At 46.2% G+C, this 16911-nt stretch carries 16 protein-coding genes and 1 riboswitch; of the genes, 4 read left to right on the top strand and 12 right to left on the bottom strand.

All coding sequences use genetic code 11. The features are described 5' to 3' along the window. Window positions 1–47 precede the first annotated feature (47 nt). Entirely contained in the window at window positions 48–1868 is a 1821-nt protein-coding gene (locus FIU99_RS15550; RefSeq protein WP_006957240.1) for a TonB-dependent receptor, read from the bottom strand. Window positions 1869–1921: 53 nt separating this feature from the next. Next, window positions 1922–2125, bottom strand: a riboswitch (cobalamin riboswitch). A 189-nt stretch (window positions 2126–2314) separates the two neighbouring features. Here FIU99_RS15550 and trmA point away from each other — a divergent pair. Then, a complete protein-coding gene (gene trmA / locus FIU99_RS15555; RefSeq protein ID WP_019274069.1) occupies window positions 2315–3424 on the top strand; it encodes a tRNA (uridine(54)-C5)-methyltransferase TrmA in 1110 nt (369 codons plus the stop codon). A gap of 60 nt (window positions 3425–3484) precedes the next feature. Here the strand turns inward: trmA and FIU99_RS15560 are convergent, their stop codons facing one another. After that, complete coding sequence (locus FIU99_RS15560; protein WP_006957287.1) at window positions 3485–3865, bottom strand: YijD family membrane protein; 381 nt, start codon at window positions 3863–3865, stop codon at window positions 3485–3487. Beyond that, entirely contained in the window at window positions 3865–4512 is a 648-nt protein-coding gene (gene fabR / locus FIU99_RS15565; protein WP_006957289.1) for an HTH-type transcriptional repressor FabR, read from the bottom strand. Before fabR ends, FIU99_RS15560 begins: the two co-directional genes overlap by 1 nt. Window positions 4513–4795: 283 nt before the next feature. On the opposite strand from fabR, the gene sthA reads away from it, so the two are divergent. Next, window positions 4796–6196 (top strand): Si-specific NAD(P)(+) transhydrogenase, encoded by a 1401-nt coding sequence (sthA, locus tag FIU99_RS15570; RefSeq protein WP_006957291.1) that lies wholly within the window; start codon window positions 4796–4798, stop codon window positions 6194–6196. Window positions 6197–6238: 42 nt separating this feature from the next. Here the strand turns inward: sthA and dinF are convergent, their stop codons facing one another. The 4 genes from dinF to FIU99_RS15595 all read right to left on the bottom strand — a co-directional run bounded on the left by dinF (window position 6239) and on the right by FIU99_RS15595 (window position 9707). Next, window positions 6239–7594, bottom strand: coding sequence for an MATE family efflux transporter DinF (gene dinF, locus FIU99_RS15575; RefSeq protein ID WP_080748829.1), 1356 nt, complete (start codon window positions 7592–7594; stop codon window positions 6239–6241). Window positions 7595–7621: 27 nt separating this feature from the next. Then, window positions 7622–8440, bottom strand: a complete 819-nt coding sequence (locus tag FIU99_RS15580) for a class I SAM-dependent methyltransferase (protein WP_171341743.1) — start codon at window positions 8438–8440, stop codon at window positions 7622–7624. Window positions 8441–8628: 188 nt separating this feature from the next. Further along, window positions 8629–9246 carry a transcriptional repressor LexA gene (gene lexA / locus FIU99_RS15585; protein ID WP_006957296.1) on the bottom strand — a complete coding sequence of 206 codons (618 nt, stop codon included), beginning with the start codon at window positions 9244–9246 and terminating at the stop codon, window positions 8629–8631. A gap of 98 nt (window positions 9247–9344) precedes the next feature. Next, a complete protein-coding gene (locus FIU99_RS15595) occupies window positions 9345–9707 on the bottom strand; it encodes a diacylglycerol kinase (RefSeq protein ID WP_152472361.1) in 363 nt (120 codons plus the stop codon). A 203-nt stretch (window positions 9708–9910) separates the two neighbouring features. On the opposite strand from FIU99_RS15595, the gene plsB reads away from it, so the two are divergent. Further along, window positions 9911–12343 carry a glycerol-3-phosphate 1-O-acyltransferase PlsB gene (gene plsB, locus FIU99_RS15600; RefSeq protein ID WP_172974076.1) on the top strand — a complete coding sequence of 811 codons (2433 nt, stop codon included), beginning with the start codon at window positions 9911–9913 and terminating at the stop codon, window positions 12341–12343. Between the two features lie 60 nt (window positions 12344–12403). Here plsB and ubiA read toward each other — a convergent pair whose 3' ends face one another. Next, complete coding sequence (gene ubiA, locus FIU99_RS15605; protein ID WP_152472363.1) at window positions 12404–13258, bottom strand: 4-hydroxybenzoate octaprenyltransferase; 855 nt, start codon at window positions 13256–13258, stop codon at window positions 12404–12406. Further along, window positions 13259–13798 carry a chorismate lyase gene (locus tag FIU99_RS15610; RefSeq protein WP_152472364.1) on the bottom strand — a complete coding sequence of 180 codons (540 nt, stop codon included), beginning with the start codon at window positions 13796–13798 and terminating at the stop codon, window positions 13259–13261. Between the two features lie 165 nt (window positions 13799–13963). Here FIU99_RS15610 and FIU99_RS15615 point away from each other — a divergent pair, with 165 nt between their 5' ends. Further along, window positions 13964–14371: a flagellar basal body-associated protein FliL gene (locus FIU99_RS15615; RefSeq protein ID WP_006957301.1), complete on the top strand. Its 408-nt coding sequence runs from the start codon at window positions 13964–13966 to the stop codon at window positions 14369–14371. Window positions 14372–14406: 35 nt separating this feature from the next. On the opposite strand, the gene glpG is transcribed toward FIU99_RS15615, so the two are convergent. The 3 genes from glpG to rpoH form a co-directional block, all read right to left on the bottom strand. After that, window positions 14407–15237: a rhomboid family intramembrane serine protease GlpG gene (glpG, locus tag FIU99_RS15620; RefSeq protein WP_152472365.1), complete on the bottom strand. Its 831-nt coding sequence runs from the start codon at window positions 15235–15237 to the stop codon at window positions 14407–14409. A gap of 8 nt (window positions 15238–15245) precedes the next feature. Then, a complete protein-coding gene (glpE, locus tag FIU99_RS15625) occupies window positions 15246–15572 on the bottom strand; it encodes a thiosulfate sulfurtransferase GlpE (protein ID WP_006957303.1) in 327 nt (108 codons plus the stop codon). 415 nt (window positions 15573–15987) lie between these two features. Next, window positions 15988–16845 (bottom strand): RNA polymerase sigma factor RpoH, encoded by an 858-nt coding sequence (gene rpoH, locus FIU99_RS15630; RefSeq protein WP_006957304.1) that lies wholly within the window; start codon window positions 16843–16845, stop codon window positions 15988–15990. Window positions 16846–16911 lie beyond the last annotated feature (66 nt).

The following is a 16911-nucleotide window of genomic DNA, read 5'->3' on the forward strand; positions in this document are numbered from 1 at the left end:
TTAATGCCTATAGATAAGAAAAAACCGCCCGAAGGCGGTTTAGTTAATTAGAATTGGTATGACGCACTTAGATAGTAACTACGTTCCGGTGTTAAGTATTCTTTCGCTGTTTGGTAATCTTCATCGAACAGATTGTTAACTTTTCCTGACAAGGTGATATTCGGCGTCACATAGTAGTTTGTGGATAGATTCCATAATGAGTAAGCTTCTAACTTGTTATTGTTACTATAATCATCATAACGATCACCTTGGTACACCATGCTTAAAGATAGATCCCACGAGTCTTGGGTAAATGTACCAATCCAAGATGCGGTTTCTTTTGCTCTTCGAGCCAGCTGCTTTCCTTCAGAGTCTTCAGGGTTCATATAAGCAAGGCCAACAGTATGGTAAATAGGACCAGTATCAAAGCTACCTTCAAATTCAATCCCGGAAATGTCAGCATCAGTATTTGTTGGTGCCCAGTTTAAGTGCTCATAGTAAATGATCATATCTTCCAATTTAGAAACATAAGCACTCAGTCTCCAATCAATCAGTTCAAACTGACCAATTAAGCCAATCTCAGATGAAGCAGACTCTTCAACTTTCAGATTTGGATTGCCTGAAGTTGGATCGTATAAATCATAAAAAGAAGGAGCTTTAAACGCTGTCCCATAGCTGCCATATACCCTCAGTTTTTCATTGAAATCATATGCAATAGCAGCAGACCAAGTTGTGAAGTTATCAAAGCTAGTATCATCGTCGAATCTTACACTACCATCTAACGTAAACTGGCCAAACTCTTTAGTTGAGGTGATGAATACGCCCGTATTCGTTCTGTCTTTTTTTACATAGTCAACGGTACCACTAGAAACATCTTCATTTACCACATCTAAACCGGCATTAACTTTGAAGCCATCTTCAACGAAAAACGAATTCAGCCAATTTAGAGATGTACGATTCGTCTTATAGGTTGATACGTGCTCACGTTCACTTACAGGATAGGAAGTACTTTCTTGGATAGATTTCGAAAAGCTAAGGCGGCTAGACATAGCATCATTACTATATAATGCACCACCGCTTACTTGGAAGAACTCTGCATCTCGTTCATTTAGAGTTGTTGCAAATGAACTATTGCTACCATTGAATTCAGATAAACTATCACTGTAGAACACATCTAGATTCAACTGAACCTTAGAAGAAAGTTCATGAAAAAGTGAAGCAGTAAAATCTTTCGACTCTCCTCCGTATTCACCACCAATGTCTTTTGATGTACCTTCCTTAATGTTATAGCCGTCCGTCTCTTTGTAATTTACAAAAAACGTCCCATAAGTTTTTTCATTTATTTGTCCACGGGATTGCCATGAAGTCTGATAATAACTATCACTCCCCATACTCGTTTTAATTTGATGTAGTGAGTCACCAGCCTGATGGGTGATGAAGTTGATAACACCACCAATAGCGTCGGCACCGTATACTGCAGCACGAGGTCCACGAATAATTTCAATTCTCTCGATGATCTCAACAGGCAATAAAGAAAGGTCAAAGCCACCTTGAGATGCGCTATTTACTTTTACTCCATTCAAAAGAATGAGCGAATGTTTACTTTCAGAGCCCCGAATGAAAATAGACGTCGAATGAAAGGAGTCTCCACTCTCCCCAAGCTGAACGCCAGGAACGTACTTAAAAACTTCTGTTAAAGATTTAGCTTGAAGAGTGTCTATTTCTTCTCGTGTAATCGTAGTAACCGAAGCTAAGACACTTGCTTCAGACTGCTCAAATCGACTTGCCGTGACCACCATAGTCTCATCAGCTGAGGCTTCTTGGGCGTATGAAAGGGAGGCGTGAGGAAGTAGCGATGCCACTGCTATCGCCAGAATAGAACGGTTCATTTTTATAATCCTAAATCGCGTAAATCCTACCGAGCTTGGAGCACTTGCTTCCAGTGATTGGCTCAGCTGCTGGCAGGTATTCGGACTCAAGAGCTCAGTTTGCACCACCTACTAACTCGACTTCCCACATAGTCCTCTATGCAGTGTCTGTTGAGTGTTCGTTCTCTTTTACCGCTGCGCGTCAGTTCTGGATTCACACCAGATTCCCTTTTCAGCCATCTATACTGCTAGATAGCACCAGCTAGGCGCAAATGTTATTCAGCTATCATTCCTTTGTCCAGCCAATATTGTGCTTTTATATAACCAACCGCTTTATCTCTAATGCCTGATAACGGGTTTACACACTATATTGATCACTGGAGAGTGACAAAGCTGGACATGTCGCAGATATTGAATAAAATCTGCGCTCCTAAAACAAACGCACTCAGCACTTGAAGGTAATAAACATGGCGACTCTTGAAGTAAATCCACAGCGCTACCAAGAACAACTGGCGGAAAAGGTCGAACGTCTTAATGAGATGTTTGCTCCCTACCACGTTCCAGAACTGGAAGTGTTTGAGTCCCCAGAGCAACATTATCGTATGCGCGCTGAGTTCCGTGTTTGGCATGAAGGGGATGACCTTTACTACATCATGTTCAATCAGGAAACGCGTGAAAAATACCGTGTTGACCAGTTCCCTGCGGCGAGCCGTTTGATCAACGATCTAATGCCATTGCTGATTGATGCAATGAAAGACAACGACTCTCTACGTCGTAAACTGTTCCAAGTGGATTTTCTATCGACACTGAGCGGTGAGATTCTGGTGTCTCTGCTATACCACCGTCAATTGGACGATGAGTGGACGAAGAATGCAAAAGCGCTCAAGCAACGTCTGAACGATGAAGGATTCAACCTGAACCTGATCGGTCGTGCACGTAAAATGAAGATTGTTCTCGATCGCGACTACGTGATTGAAAAGCTCGACGTCAATGGCCAACCGTACGTTTACCAACAAGTCGAGAATAGCTTTACGCAGCCTAACGGCAAAGTAGCTGAAAAAATGCTGGAGTGGGCAATCGACTGTACCAACGAAAGCCAAGGCGATTTGCTGGAGCTTTACTGTGGTAACGGTAACTTCTCTCTGGCACTCGCGCAAAACTTTAACCGAGTACTGGCAACCGAACTGGCAAAACCTTCCGTCGAGTCTGCGCAGTACAATATTGCAGCCAATAACATTGATAACGTTCAGATCCTACGCCTATCCGCGGAAGAGTTTACTCAGGCTATTGAAGGCAAACGCGAATTCCGCCGCCTAAAAGACGCGGGCGTCGATTTGAAGAGCTACAACTGCAACACGATTTTTGTCGATCCTCCTCGCTCAGGCATGGATATCGATACGTGTAAGATGGTGCAAGGCTATGAGCGCATCCTTTACATCTCCTGCAACCCAGAGACGCTCAAGGACAATCTTGATGTATTAAGCGAAACACACAACATCACGCGTTTTGCTCTGTTTGATCAGTTCCCTTATACCCACCATATGGAAGCGGGTGTCCTACTGGAACGCAAAGCATAGCTTGATAAGAGAACACAAAAAAACGAGCCATTTGGCTCGTTTTTTATATTTGGAGTCAGACTACTCAGCGCTAGCGGAGCGGTTCATAAAACCCAGTTTCTTACCAATCCATAGCAATAGCAACAGCGACACTATGATGGCAAAGAAGTTAGACCCCGCATCTGGGTGCTGCGCTTTGACAAAAGCAGAGTGGCCAAAGGCGCCAACGAAGAAACACGCTAGACCAACCAGCGGAATGTCTTCAGAGACAGGGTTACGTAGATATTCTTGGTACAGCGCCTGCACAGACAGTACAAGCGCAATCAGTGGAAAAATAGAGAAAGAAACTTCGCTCATTGTCAGCCATGACAACAATGCGTCTCCACACATACCAGCAATCAATGCAAGTACGAGCGTCTTCTTCTCAGAACCACGATTAACTTGGTTTACTTCATTCGACATTAATCAATCCCACCTTTTAATCGGTTACGGTTACGTTCACGTTCTTTGCGATACCATAAAGCCCCTTTGGCTATCATTCGCAATTGCATAATCAATCGTTCCGCAAGCTCATCTCGCTCGCGTCGATTCAAATCCAGTGCTTCTGCGCCTGAGCTAAACACTAAGGTGACGGAAGCTTCAGCCTGGGTATAGGCCTCATCACGCGTCATTCCTGTGCTGATCAAGTACTCGGTCAGTTCAGCAGCAAAGTGCTGAATCTCTCTCGCCACAGCGGTACGAAAGTCAAATGATGTTCCCGAACGTTCTCGCAATAATAGTCGAAACACATTGGGGTTGCTTTCAATGAACTCCATAAACGTCTCGATAGAAGTGCGAATCACACTCCCCTCTTTGACGATTCGCTGTCGCGCCTGGCGCATCAACTGACGAAGCAGCAAGCCGCCTTCGTCAACCATGGTCAACCCCAGCTCATCCATATCTTTGAAATGGCGATAAAATGAGGTTGGAGCAATCCCTGCTTCCCGGGCAACTTCTCGTAAACTCAGGTTCGAAAAGCTTCGGTCAGCGCTAAGCTGGCTAAACGCAGCATCAATTAATGAGCGACGCGTTTTTTCTTTTTGCTGTGCACGGATTCCCATGGATTTCATCTGTTTTCTATTTATTGGTTTAGTAGCAGTTAATATACAACGATTACCTTAAGGACATAAGCCAAAATCGTAACCTTTGACTACCGCGTGACAATTAAACTCAGCCTGATTTCTTTTTCAATCACTTAACGCTGGTTTAGAGACCTATCACCGCGCAAATACCAGATATGAAACATTCTGCGTGATCACTTCCACTCTCTAGTGCGCTGACCGTGTGCTCTATCGTGAAATCAGTTAAAATCTCGCTAAAGCAATGTTAAGACAATATAACAAAGGAAAAGTTATGGCGGAAAGTAACCACTTTGACGTGATCGTTATTGGTAGTGGCCCTGGTGGTGAAGGGGCAGCGATGGGGCTAACCAAAGCGGGACTCAATGTCGCCATAGTGGAAAAAGAGAGCAGCGTCGGTGGCGGTTGTACCCACTGGGGAACCATCCCTTCTAAAGCGCTGCGTCATGCGGTCAGCCGCATCATTGAATTCAACAATAACCCGCTGTTTTGCCATAACAACACCAGCTTGCACTCTACGTTCTCCAATATCTTGGGCCACGCTAAGTCTGTGATTGATAAACAAACTCGCCTGAGACAAGGCTTTTACGATCGTAATCAATGTTCTTTGATTTTCGGTACTGCACGCTTTACGGACAAGTACACCATTGCCGTCACTCAAGCAGACGGCACAGAGGAGCTGTACAGCGCTGATCGATTTGTGATTGCAACAGGCTCACGCCCATACCAGCCAGCTGATGTCGACTTTCTGCATGAGCGTATCTATGACAGCGATTCTATTCTCAGCCTGAAACACGACCCTCGTCATATCATTATTTATGGTGCCGGCGTGATCGGTTGTGAGTATGCGTCTATCTTCCGGGGTTTGGGCGTAAAAACGGACTTAATCAACACTCGAGACCGACTGCTGTCTTTCCTCGATAATGAAGTATCAGACGCTTTGTCTTATCACTTCTGGAACAGTGGTGTTGTGATCCGCAACGACGAAACTTACGAGAAAATTGAAGGCACCGAAGATGGCGTGATTATCCATCTCGAATCAGGCAAGAAAATGCGTGCCGATTGTATTCTTTACGCCAACGGCCGCACGGGTAACACCGACAAACTCAACCTATCGGCTGTGGGTTTAAACGCCGATTCTCGTGGCCAGTTGTCCGTTGACAGTAACTACCAGACGGAAGTCGAGCATATTTACGCAGTCGGCGATGTTATTGGCTACCCTAGCCTAGCCAGTGCGGCTTATGACCAAGGCCGATACGTGGCACAGGCGATCAATAAAGGCCAGGCCGATGGCAATCTGATTGAAGATATCCCGACCGGTATTTATACCATTCCGGAAATCAGTTCTGTAGGTAAGACTGAGCAAGAACTAACAGCGGCAAAAGTCCCTTATGAAGTCGGCCGTTCGTCGTTTAAGCACTTAGCTCGCGCTCAGATTGCAGGTAAAGACATCGGCAGCTTGAAGATTCTCTTCCACCGCGAAACCAAAGAGATCCTTGGTATTCACTGCTTTGGTGAGCGTGCCGCGGAAATCATCCATATCGGACAAGCGATTATGGAACAAAAAGGCGAAGCCAATACGATTGAATACTTCGTCAATACCACATTTAACTATCCGACCATGGCCGAAGCGTACCGCGTAGCGGCGCTGAATGGCCTCAATCGCTTATTCTAAGTCGAGCAATAAAAAAGCCGCAGTCATCGCTGCGGCTTTTTGTTAAGCAGTCAAAAATTGTTGTTTGCGCCACTGCTGATAAAAAATCACCGCCAGTGTCACACCACGCATCCCCATAAAACTCAACATAGCCAGCCACAATGCATGGTTACCGAAACTGGCCAAGGCGAAAAATACCCCAAAGAAAGTGCACATTGCGAAAAACATGCTGTTGCGCATTTCTCTCCCTTTCGTAGCCCCAATGAATATGCCATCCAATAAGAAGCACCACATTGAGACTAAAGGCATCGCCATCAACCAAGGAAGGTATATCAGTGCTGTATCGTGCACTTTCGGGATGTCGGTGATCAGACTGATCAAGGACGATCCGGCGAAAGCAAACACAGCCGTTAACCCCAAACAGATGATCAGACTCCAGAAGAAAGTTCCCACCAATGACGCGCTGAGCTGTTGCTTATCCTTAGCGCCTATCGCTTTACCAACCATCGCCTCCATCGCATAGGCAAATCCGTCCATGCCGTAGGAAATGATCATCAGAAAACTCATTAATACCGCATTGGCAGCCACAATATCATCGCCAAAGCTTGCGCCCTGGAACGTCATAAACGTAAAGGTCGCTTGCAGGCACAAAGACCGCAGGAAAATATCACGGTTAAGCTTTACGAAACGGCTTAATCCATGGGTGGTGTCTTTCAGCAACGAAGCAATCGAGGGTAAATGGCTTTTATGCCACGTACGCCAAACACACCATAGGCCAAAACTCATACCACTATAATCAGCAATCACCGACGCCAGTGCGGCACCTTCCACTTTCCAGCCAAAGCCAATCACAAACAGCACATCGAGAACGATGTTGGTGACGTTTGCAATGATCACCATCCACATCGGTGCACGTGCGTTCTGCGTCCCTAGCAACCAGCCCAATAAGACAAAGTTAACTAAGGCAGCAGGAGCGCTCCAAGCACGAATGGCAAAATACTGCTCACCATAAAATTTGACTTCATCACTCGCACTGCTCAGCGAAAATACCAGATTGGCAATCGGCTGGTGAAATAGGAGAAACAGCAATGCAAAACCCAAGGCCATCGCGACACCCTGAGTGAACACTAAACCGAGTTGTTTACCACTTTGAGCACCATACGATTGCGCCGCCAGCCCAGTGGTCGACATCCGCAAAAAACCCAGTAGCCAGAAAGTCACACTGATCATGGTACTGCCAAGCGCAACTCCGCCCAGATACCAAGCATGTTCAAGGTGGCCAATAACCGCCGCATCAACTAAGCCGAGTAAAGGTACGGTTATGTTCGATAGAACCATGGGGATCGCCAGCAGTAGAACCTGCTTATGAAGCGCTTTATTGGAAAGGGTCTGAAGTAATTGCACGTTTGCACTCATCATAAAAGAAGAGTGCAAAGTGTAACCGGATTACCAGCGAAGCTGAACCACTACCGGAGTAAGCCTATGCTTAAGGGAATTGAATTTGGTGAGCCAGCGTTGCCATAACTTCCAACGCCCGCAGTGTTTATCTAAAGGAGAAAAGGTCTTGGCCCAGCGCGCCCATGGCAGGTAATTAAGTGTTGCATCCCCGGGTGACGCATAGCCATGATTATAACTGCCTGCGCCCATTTTCTGACCAAGTTTGCTTGCCGCGAGATCCCCCGCCAGCACCACACATGCTCGTGCTGAATCAAAGTGGCAACCAAGGGCCTGAATAAACTTACCAACTTGCTTTTCACTGCAATCCAGTAAAGCGTGCTCACAGACAATCAATACCGGCGCCTTTTCCGGTACAGGCAAATTATCCAGCCATGACAAGTCATCAACGTTGCCACACATATGTTGGTAACGTTCGCTTTTATGGAACAGTTTCTGACGCCAAAGGAGGTTTTCCGTCACATCCAGCTCAAGCCAGTGACAGCGGCCATTGTCGACTCGATAGAAACGCGTATCGAGGCCAGCGCCAACATTGATTATCCAACCATCGGGATTACGTGAAATGAAGTGATTGACCTGATCGTCACAGATTTGAGTCAGGGTGGCATGAAGAAGTTGTTTCTGATCGATATCACCAGAGAGGCACTCTGGTGCGAGTTGGCAACGCTGACACGCATTAGCCGCGATTGGGTCATAAACCAAGCCGTTGTCGACCAAGCTTTCTCGGCTGCGAAGCCAGAGAGGTTGCAACAAATTGGCCGGGATTTGATAGCGATGTGTTGAAGCTTTTTGCTTAGCGGCCATGATCATCTTCCTTCCATACCAGAAATAAGATGATAATGAATATCAATTACAAAAACAAGTAATTGAGAATAGATCTCAACAAAATATGAGATATCGAGCCACAACTCACAGACTGAAGTGACAAAACAACGTCAGCGAACATTCTCGCTGACGTTACAAGCCATTCAATACCACTTCTGCGAGCAGTGCAGTGATTACATCCAGTCGGTATTACGGATAATTCCGACCGCTAGACCTTCAATCGCTAGGTGCTGACATGACAGGTCAACTTTAATAGGTTCAAACTCTTCGTTTTCTGCATGGAGTAAAACGGTTGACCCTTTGCGTTCCAAACGCTTAACGGTGACATCGTCATCGACACGAGCAACAACCACCTGACCATCATGAACGTCCTGAGTTTTGTGCACCGCAAGCAGATCGCCATCCATGATACCGATGTCTTTCATACTCTCGCCGTTGACGCGCAATAAGAAATCAGCCTGAGGCTTGAACATGGCCGGATCCACCTGATAATGCGCTTCAACGTGTTCCTGAGCCAGAATCGGTTCACCTGCAGCAACCTGACCAATCAAAGGCAGGCCATCATCATTGGCAGCATCTTCTAGCAAGATGCGGATTCCACGCGATGCGCCTGGAATAATTTCAATCGCTTGTTTACGAGCTAGAGCTTTTAAATGCTCCTCTGCGGCATTGGCAGAACGAAAGCCCAGTTCACGGGCAATTTCAGCACGCGTAGGAGGCATGCCTGTGTCATCAATTTTACTCTTGATCAGATCAAATACTTGTTGCTGGCGTGGCGTTAACGGCTTCATAAGTCACCTGTCTTTTTATACAGTTAACTGTGAGTATATCCAGTAATTGTTTAAATGAAAAGCCAATTGCTGGTTTTTTGATAGAGTTAAACTTTTGACTACAAAAACAATACTTCCAGCCACACGTAACCTGTCAGTAGCATGGTAATCATGACTGCCGCCGACCCGATGTCTTTCGCCCTACCTGCCAGCTCATGCTGCTCTTCACCAATACGATCAACAACGGCTTCAATGGCACTGTTAAACAGTTCAGCAATCAATACCAGAACCACAGTGGCAATCAGTAAGATGCGTTCTAGCTGGCTAACATCGAGCAAAAGCGCAGTTGGAATCATGAACGCTGCGAGGAAAATTTCTTCTCTGAATGCAGGTTCATTTTTAAACGCAGCTTTGAGGCCTTGGCATGAGTAACGGGTTGCATTTCTTATACGTTTGAATCCATGAAGTGATTTTTGCGGCACAGACTTTTCTCTTGAATAATTAAATAGATGATTTAATTTTGGCTAAATTGATGCTTTTACGCCCAATTACCAGTAAAAGGTTCGACCAGTTTCTGATATCCTTGCAGCCTTAAAAATATCAGCTTGAGCGCTTTTCCACTCCTACAATAAAGGAAATGGAAAATGCTTATGCGATTTATCTGTTTTTTGAGGCCAAGAACCTTATGTCTTCCGGACAATCATTATCGAGTTCATTACTAAAACTGCCTTTGTCAGTGATGGTAAAAGGAACCGCGATTCCTTCAAATCCTATTGAAGATCATAACATTGATGCAGCCAAACCCATCATTTATGCCCTGCCTTATCGTTCGAGTGTTGATTTAGTCACACTACAAACACAGGTCGTCCGCCTTGGTTTGCCTGATCCATTTGAACCAGTTAAGATCAACGGCAAGTCATTCAAACGTTATGTTTTTATCTCTTCACGTCAAACCTTGATGAGCAATGATCAGGATGTCCCAAGCGAGTCCGTCGCTCTATTTTCTGAGTTGCTTGAACTGCATAAATTTGACAGTGAACTGGATGTCCAAGTGATTCCTGCTACGGTCCTTTGGGGCCGTAAGCCGGGCAAAGAATCCCAGCAAACGCCTTATCTTCAAGCACTCAATGGCCCAGAGAAAGCGATGGCGGTACTTAAATCGGGCCGCGACTGTCTGGTGCGGATCAGCCCAGTCGTATCTCTGCGTTACATGGCCGATTCACACGGCACCGATGCTTCCATCGCCCACAAGCTAGCTCGCGTTGCTCGAATCCATTTTTCTCGTCAGAAACTGGCGGCATCTGGACCAAACTTGCCTAACCGTCAGGCGCTGTTTAATCGCTTGATGAAGTCCAAAGCGATTGAAAAAGCGATTGCAGACGAAGCAAAAGCCAAAAATATCTCACTCGAGAAAGCGCGTAAAGAAGCGCAAGATATCATGGATGAGATTGCGGCAGACTTTTCATACTCTTTGGTGAAAAACGGCGACCGACTGTTGAGCTGGCTGTGGAATCGCATTTATCAGGGCCTGAATATTAACAACGCGTCCACAGTACGTAAGTTGGCTCAAGATGGGCATGAAATCGTCTATGTGCCTTGTCACCGTAGCCACATGGACTACCTACTTCTGTCTTACGTCCTGTTCCACGAAGGCATGGTACCGCCACATATCGCTGCAGGTATTAACCTTAACTTTTTCCCAGCGGGACCACTATTCCGTCGCGGAGGCGCGTTCTTTATTCGCCGTAGCTTTAAGGGGAATAAACTTTATTCCACTATTTTCCGCGAGTATCTGGCGGAGCTGTTCACCAAAGGCTATTCAGTTGAGTACTTCAGTGAAGGTGGACGTTCACGAACGGGCCGACTGCTTCAGGCTAAAACTGGTATGTTGGCGATGACCATTCAGGCGATGCTGCGCGGCCTCAACCGACCAGTCACTCTAGTGCCTGTCTATATTGGCTATGAGCACGTGATGGAAGTCAGCACGTATGCCAAAGAGCTGCGCGGTAAGCGTAAAGAGAAAGAAAACGCTGGCCTAGTGCTGCGTACGATTCGCAAACTGCGCAATTTTGGTCAAGGCTACGTGAACTTTGGTGAGCCAATTCCACTCAACCAATACCTAAATGAAAACGCGCCTGAGTGGACACAAGATATTGACCCTATGGGAAGCACCAAGCCTCAGTGGCTAAACCCAGTGGTTAACGACTTGGCGACTAAAATGATGACGCACATTAACGATGCGGCTGCGACCAACGCACTGACATTGTGTGCTACTGCGCTGCTCGCTTCACGTCAACGTGCACTATCTCGTGACAGCCTAGTCAAACAAATCGAATGTTATCTGTCTCTACTTAAGAACGTACCTTATTCGTCTACTTTCACGGTTCCGGATGAAGATGCGGAAGCCTTAGTCAAACACGCAGAGTCGCTGGATAAGTTTGTCATCGAGTCTGACACCATGGGCGAGATCGTGTCACTGGATCGCAATCAGTCGATCCTAATGACCTACTACCGCAATAACATTATTCACCTGTTCGCGATTCCATCTTTGATAGCTCAGATGCTGATCCGTCATCAGCAGCTTAGCTTGGAGCAAATCAAAGCCAATGTGGCTTTGGTGTATCCATTCCTGAAACAGGAATTGTTCCTGAGCATTGAAGAAGAACAGCTCGGTGATGTCACGGAAGCCTACATCGAGGAGATCGCTCGTCTTGGTCTGGTTGCTATCGACACAGAACAGAATGTGGCACTCAAGCAGGCTAACACCCAGGTCTTGATGCTGCTTGGTCGCACCATTACGGAAACCCTGCAACGTTACTCGATTGCACTTAACCTGCTAACCGCCAACCCGGAATTGGGCAAAGCCGATCTTGAGCAAAAGAGCCAAGACATCGCTCAGCGTTTGGGTCGACTGCACGGCATTAATGCGCCTGAGTTCTTCGACAAAGGGGTTTTCTCCGCTATGTTTACCACGCTACAGCAACAAGCGTATCTGGACAAAGACGGTAACTGCGATAAAGAGAAAAGTCAGATTCTGGCCGAGTTACTTTACTCTATGCTTTACCCAGAAGTGCGCCTGACGATTAAAGAAAGTATCTGTCAGGTCGGCGAAGCGTAATCGACAGCCAAAATACAGAAAGGGCATCCGATTGGATGCCCTTTTTATTTTTTCAAATGCTTACCAGAACGCAATCAACAACCCAGCGGCGATCACCATCCCGACATAGTTGTTATTAAGAAAAGCGCGGAAACACAAATCTCGTTCTCGATGACGAATCAACTGGTGCTGAAAAACAAACAGCGCACCCGCGATTAGCAGACTCCAATAATAGCTGGCACCTAACTCATACCAATGCCCAACAGCAATAAGCATAGCCATCGTCACTAACTGCAACGCTCCAATAATCATCTTGTCGAAGCGGCCAAACAGAATGGCTGTCGACTTGATGCCAATTTTGAGGTCGTCATCGCGATCCACCATGGCATACTGAGTATCGTAAGCAATCGTCCAAAGTGCGTTGATGGCAAAGATAAACCATACCATCGTAGGCAATTCATTAGCCTGAGCGGCCCAAGCCATTGGAATCGACCAACTAAACGCTAACCCAAGGAAGAGTTGCGGTAAATGGGTATAGCGCTTCATGAATGGGTAGATAAAAGCGAGGAACAGGCCGGCAAAAGAGAGTTTGATGGTCAGTGGGTTCATGGTCAGAACCAGCAGGAAAGACGCAACAGATAAGCCAATAAAAAGCCCAATCGCTTCTTTGGGCGTCACTCTTCCTGAAGGCAAAGGACGCTGACTAGTGCGCTTGACATGGCCATCGACTTTGCGGTCTGCGAAATCATTGATCACGCAACCCGCAGAGCGCATAAACACCACACCTAGAATAAACACGACTAAAACCGTCAGATCAGGCACGCCTTGCGCTGCAATAATCAGAGCCCACAGAGTCGGCCATAACAAAAGCAAGGTACCAATCGGCTTATCCATGCGCATTAATTGCCAATAAGCCTGAGCTTTTGCCGCAGTCATCTAAACGCTCTCCTTCGAGTACATCGGTGCGGTTGGCAAAAACAGCTCTGCCACCAGCATAGGTTTGTGATTCATCCATAAACGAGAACGGCGAGCAAGGAACTGACCGTCTGGCGTTTCAGCCCAACCCACTTGCAGCGCATCGCGTTTAACGTTCTCAGCATTAAACACCGTCAAACCAAGCGGAATTTCGCCTTGGCGCGTCAAATCGAATTGCTGACCATCCATAGAGGATTGCGGGATTAAGGTTCTGCCCAGAACCCAAGCATTACCATCCCCTTTCAAGACGACTTTGCGCAGCAAGCATTCTTCTTGTGCAAGAAGCTCAATTTCCTGCGGATTGAGCTTCTCTGCTTTAACTACTTTGTTATGCAACAAATCTACACTTAATGTCTGGCAGTGGGCTTCTAATAAACGTGACAATGAGCCCTGTTCCAACAACCAATTTTTCGCATTTTGTGTAGGAAAGCTAAAATTATCAGGATCTTGCCATTCGACTTGGCGAAGAGCAGATAAATAAAGCGAAGTAAATTGATTCATACTAGTATTCAATAAGTAGCTTTATCGTCGTACAATAAAGCTTCGATCTTAGTTGTTAACCACCCCATCGAGTGCTTAACGCATAATTATTACAAATAGATGCTCTATTGTAACAAGACTCAGACGATTCGAGTATCGTGATTAGAAGAAAGAAAAGACAGAAATATGATTAAACGTTACTTAGTCCAAATATTTGTCGCTTTGAGCGTCTTGGTTAGTCTCTCATCTATCGCCGAAGAAGGCGGCGAGCCTAAGTTGGCCTACTTTACCCTAGAGCCGGATCTGACAACAAATTTTTATACCAAAGGCAAACAGCTCGGTTACATTCAGGTACGTATTGATATTATGGTGGCGAATGAGACTGATCTGGCGATCATCGAATTACATCAACCACTCATCCGCGATGCAGTGATTGAGCTGCTGGGTAAACAATCCTCGGATACGATCACTTCATTAGCGGGCCGCGAAGATTTACGCAAAAACCTCGTTGAGCAGCTGAACTCTATTTTGCTGCCAGAAACAGGTAGAACGATCATTGCCGATTTGCTGTTTACCAAATACCTCTACCAGTAACCACATTTTGCAAAAAAGCGGCTTCGGCCGCTTTTTTATTTCTTTGCTCGACTGGCATCCACCAAGCCAAATACGACACCAGAAATCAAGCCAACCAGATGGGCCGTGTTGGCAATCGCCATAAAGGGTTGAACAAACCCTAGTACCAGCCAGACCAGCATAAAACCTATAATAGGTTTTGGCATATTGAGCCCAAGCTGTGGTGCTTTGTATCCCAGCATCCATAAGTAGCCGACCAACGCATACACTACGCCAGATAAGCCACCGAAGTTGGCCCCTTCTACCCAGTACTGGCCTGCACCTGACATAGCTGCTGACACAACAAACAACTGAAGCAGTTTTTTCGCTCCCAAGCGCTGCTCAATGTCTCCCCCTAGTTGCCACCACCACAATAAGTTGAACGCAATGTGCATGACCGAGAAGTGCAGAACCGCATGACTGACCCAGCGCCACAGCTGCCATTCTTGTCCGGCGAGCGCGGGAAAGTGCAAGGCTGAGAAAACCGCCTGGCCTGCACCAAACTGCTGCAAGGCAAAGATGACGATGCACACCAACATCACAGCTAACGTCACAGGACCAGCTTTGGCCTTCACCATTGCTAACATACTGGGAGACTGATAACTAAACTGGCTGGTTCGACTTTCAGCCATGTCCCATGACGCAGCTTGGTATTTAGCGTCGCTGGGATTGTCGAGAAAATGTTGCAGCTCTGCTTCTGCTTCAATCTGATGCTGAGAATCGGCAAGCCACAATGCAAACTGACCACTTCCTTCCGGCATCATCTTTATATCAATACGACGTGATGCCATATAGTCGATAAACGCTTGCGCCATGCGCGGATTGGAAATCGAGATCAGTCTTATCATAGCGGTTCCTATGGCAGGTTGGATTCAACAGGCAACTGAGCACGTTGCCAGGCTTCAAAGCCCCCATCAACACTATACACCTGCTCAAAGCCTTGGTTAACCAAATATTGTGCCGCCCCTTGGCTACTAATACCGTGGTAACACATCACCAGTACCGGCTGTTCAAATTCCACCTCATCCATAAACTTAGTAATAGTGTCGTTCGTCAGATGAAAGGCGGCTTCTGGATGAGCAACGGCGAAAGATTGTGGATCACGAATGTCGACTAAACGAGCGTCACCTTGTTCAAGTAAGGCCTGTGCACCTGCTACATCAATGTGTTGAAACTGGTCCATTTACTGTCTCTTAAATAGGAATAGGGAGTTGGGCGTCATTGTAACCTATCCAGTGGTCAACAAGTACACCAGCGCAGTAAGGTTATCCACTTGCGATCAATTCTTCACCATCTGTGGATAAATTTGTGGATTACGTTGATAAAGTATCCAAAGGAAGTTGGATCCACAATATGTAGTGATGATCCTTATTTTTTTGTGTGTAAGAGTAAAAGTATCCCCATGAGAAAAATGCCTCTGATACCTTTATTCACCCGCCTTTCTGACATATAGCGAAGAAATTTACCACAGAGTTACCCACAGGCTGCTTGGCAAAATTCGATCCACAAAAGTCTAGGCCTCAAGGTATTATTGGATCGATAAAACGAAAAAACCGAGATCAAATGATCTCGGTTTTTAAATTCGATCGCGATGAGAATTAGAAGTCGCCGACGGCAGCCTTTAACTTCTTCATGGCATTTTTTTCAAGCTGACGAATACGTTCAGCAGACACACTGTAGGTTTCCGCCAATTCCTGTAACGTCGACTTATTGTCTTCAAGCCATCGTGAACGGACAATATGCTGACTACGCTCATCCAGACTCGACAAGGCTAAGCTTAAGCGGTTGTTCGTGTGCGCTTCCCAGTTGGCCGCTTCGACATTGTCGGCAACATCCGAGGCTTTATCTTCTAAGTACAGCATTGGCGCTGTGTAAGAAACACCTGAATCGTCATCATCGTTCTGCATTTCAAATGCCGCATCCTGAGCTGCAAGACGAGATTCCATCTCACGCACTTCAGATGGCTCAACACCCAACTCTCTCGCAACAGTTTCAACTTCACCGTTGTTAAACCAGCCAAGGCGCTTCTTCGATTTACGCAGATTGAAGAACAATTTGCGCTGAGCCTTAGTGGTCGCAATTTTCACAATACGCCAGTTGCGTAATACGTATTCGTGAATTTCAGCTTTAATCCAGTGCACAGCAAACGACACCAAACGCACACCGACTTCCGGATTAAAGCGTTTTACTGCTTTCATCAGGCCGATGTTGCCTTCCTGTACTAAGTCTGCCATTGGCAAGCCATAGCCAGAGTAACCACGAGCTACGTGCACCACAAAACGCAGGTGCGAAAGAATCAGGCCTTTTGCCGCTTCAATTTCGCCGTTGTAGTGTAGTCGCTCAGCCAGTCCACGCTCCTCTTCAGCGGTCAGCATTGGATAGCCGTTCACTGTGCGGATATAGCTATCTAAGCTATCTTGTGTAACTACAGCCATTGGATACGCTTGGTTAGTCATTCAATTCCTCATCAATTTCTGATCTGGAGTAGGTTTTAGCCCATCAATCTTGAACCTAAAATGAAC

Source organism: Vibrio sp. THAF64 (assembly GCF_009363455.1).
Classification (GTDB): Bacteria; Pseudomonadota; Gammaproteobacteria; order Enterobacterales; family Vibrionaceae; genus Vibrio; species Vibrio coralliilyticus.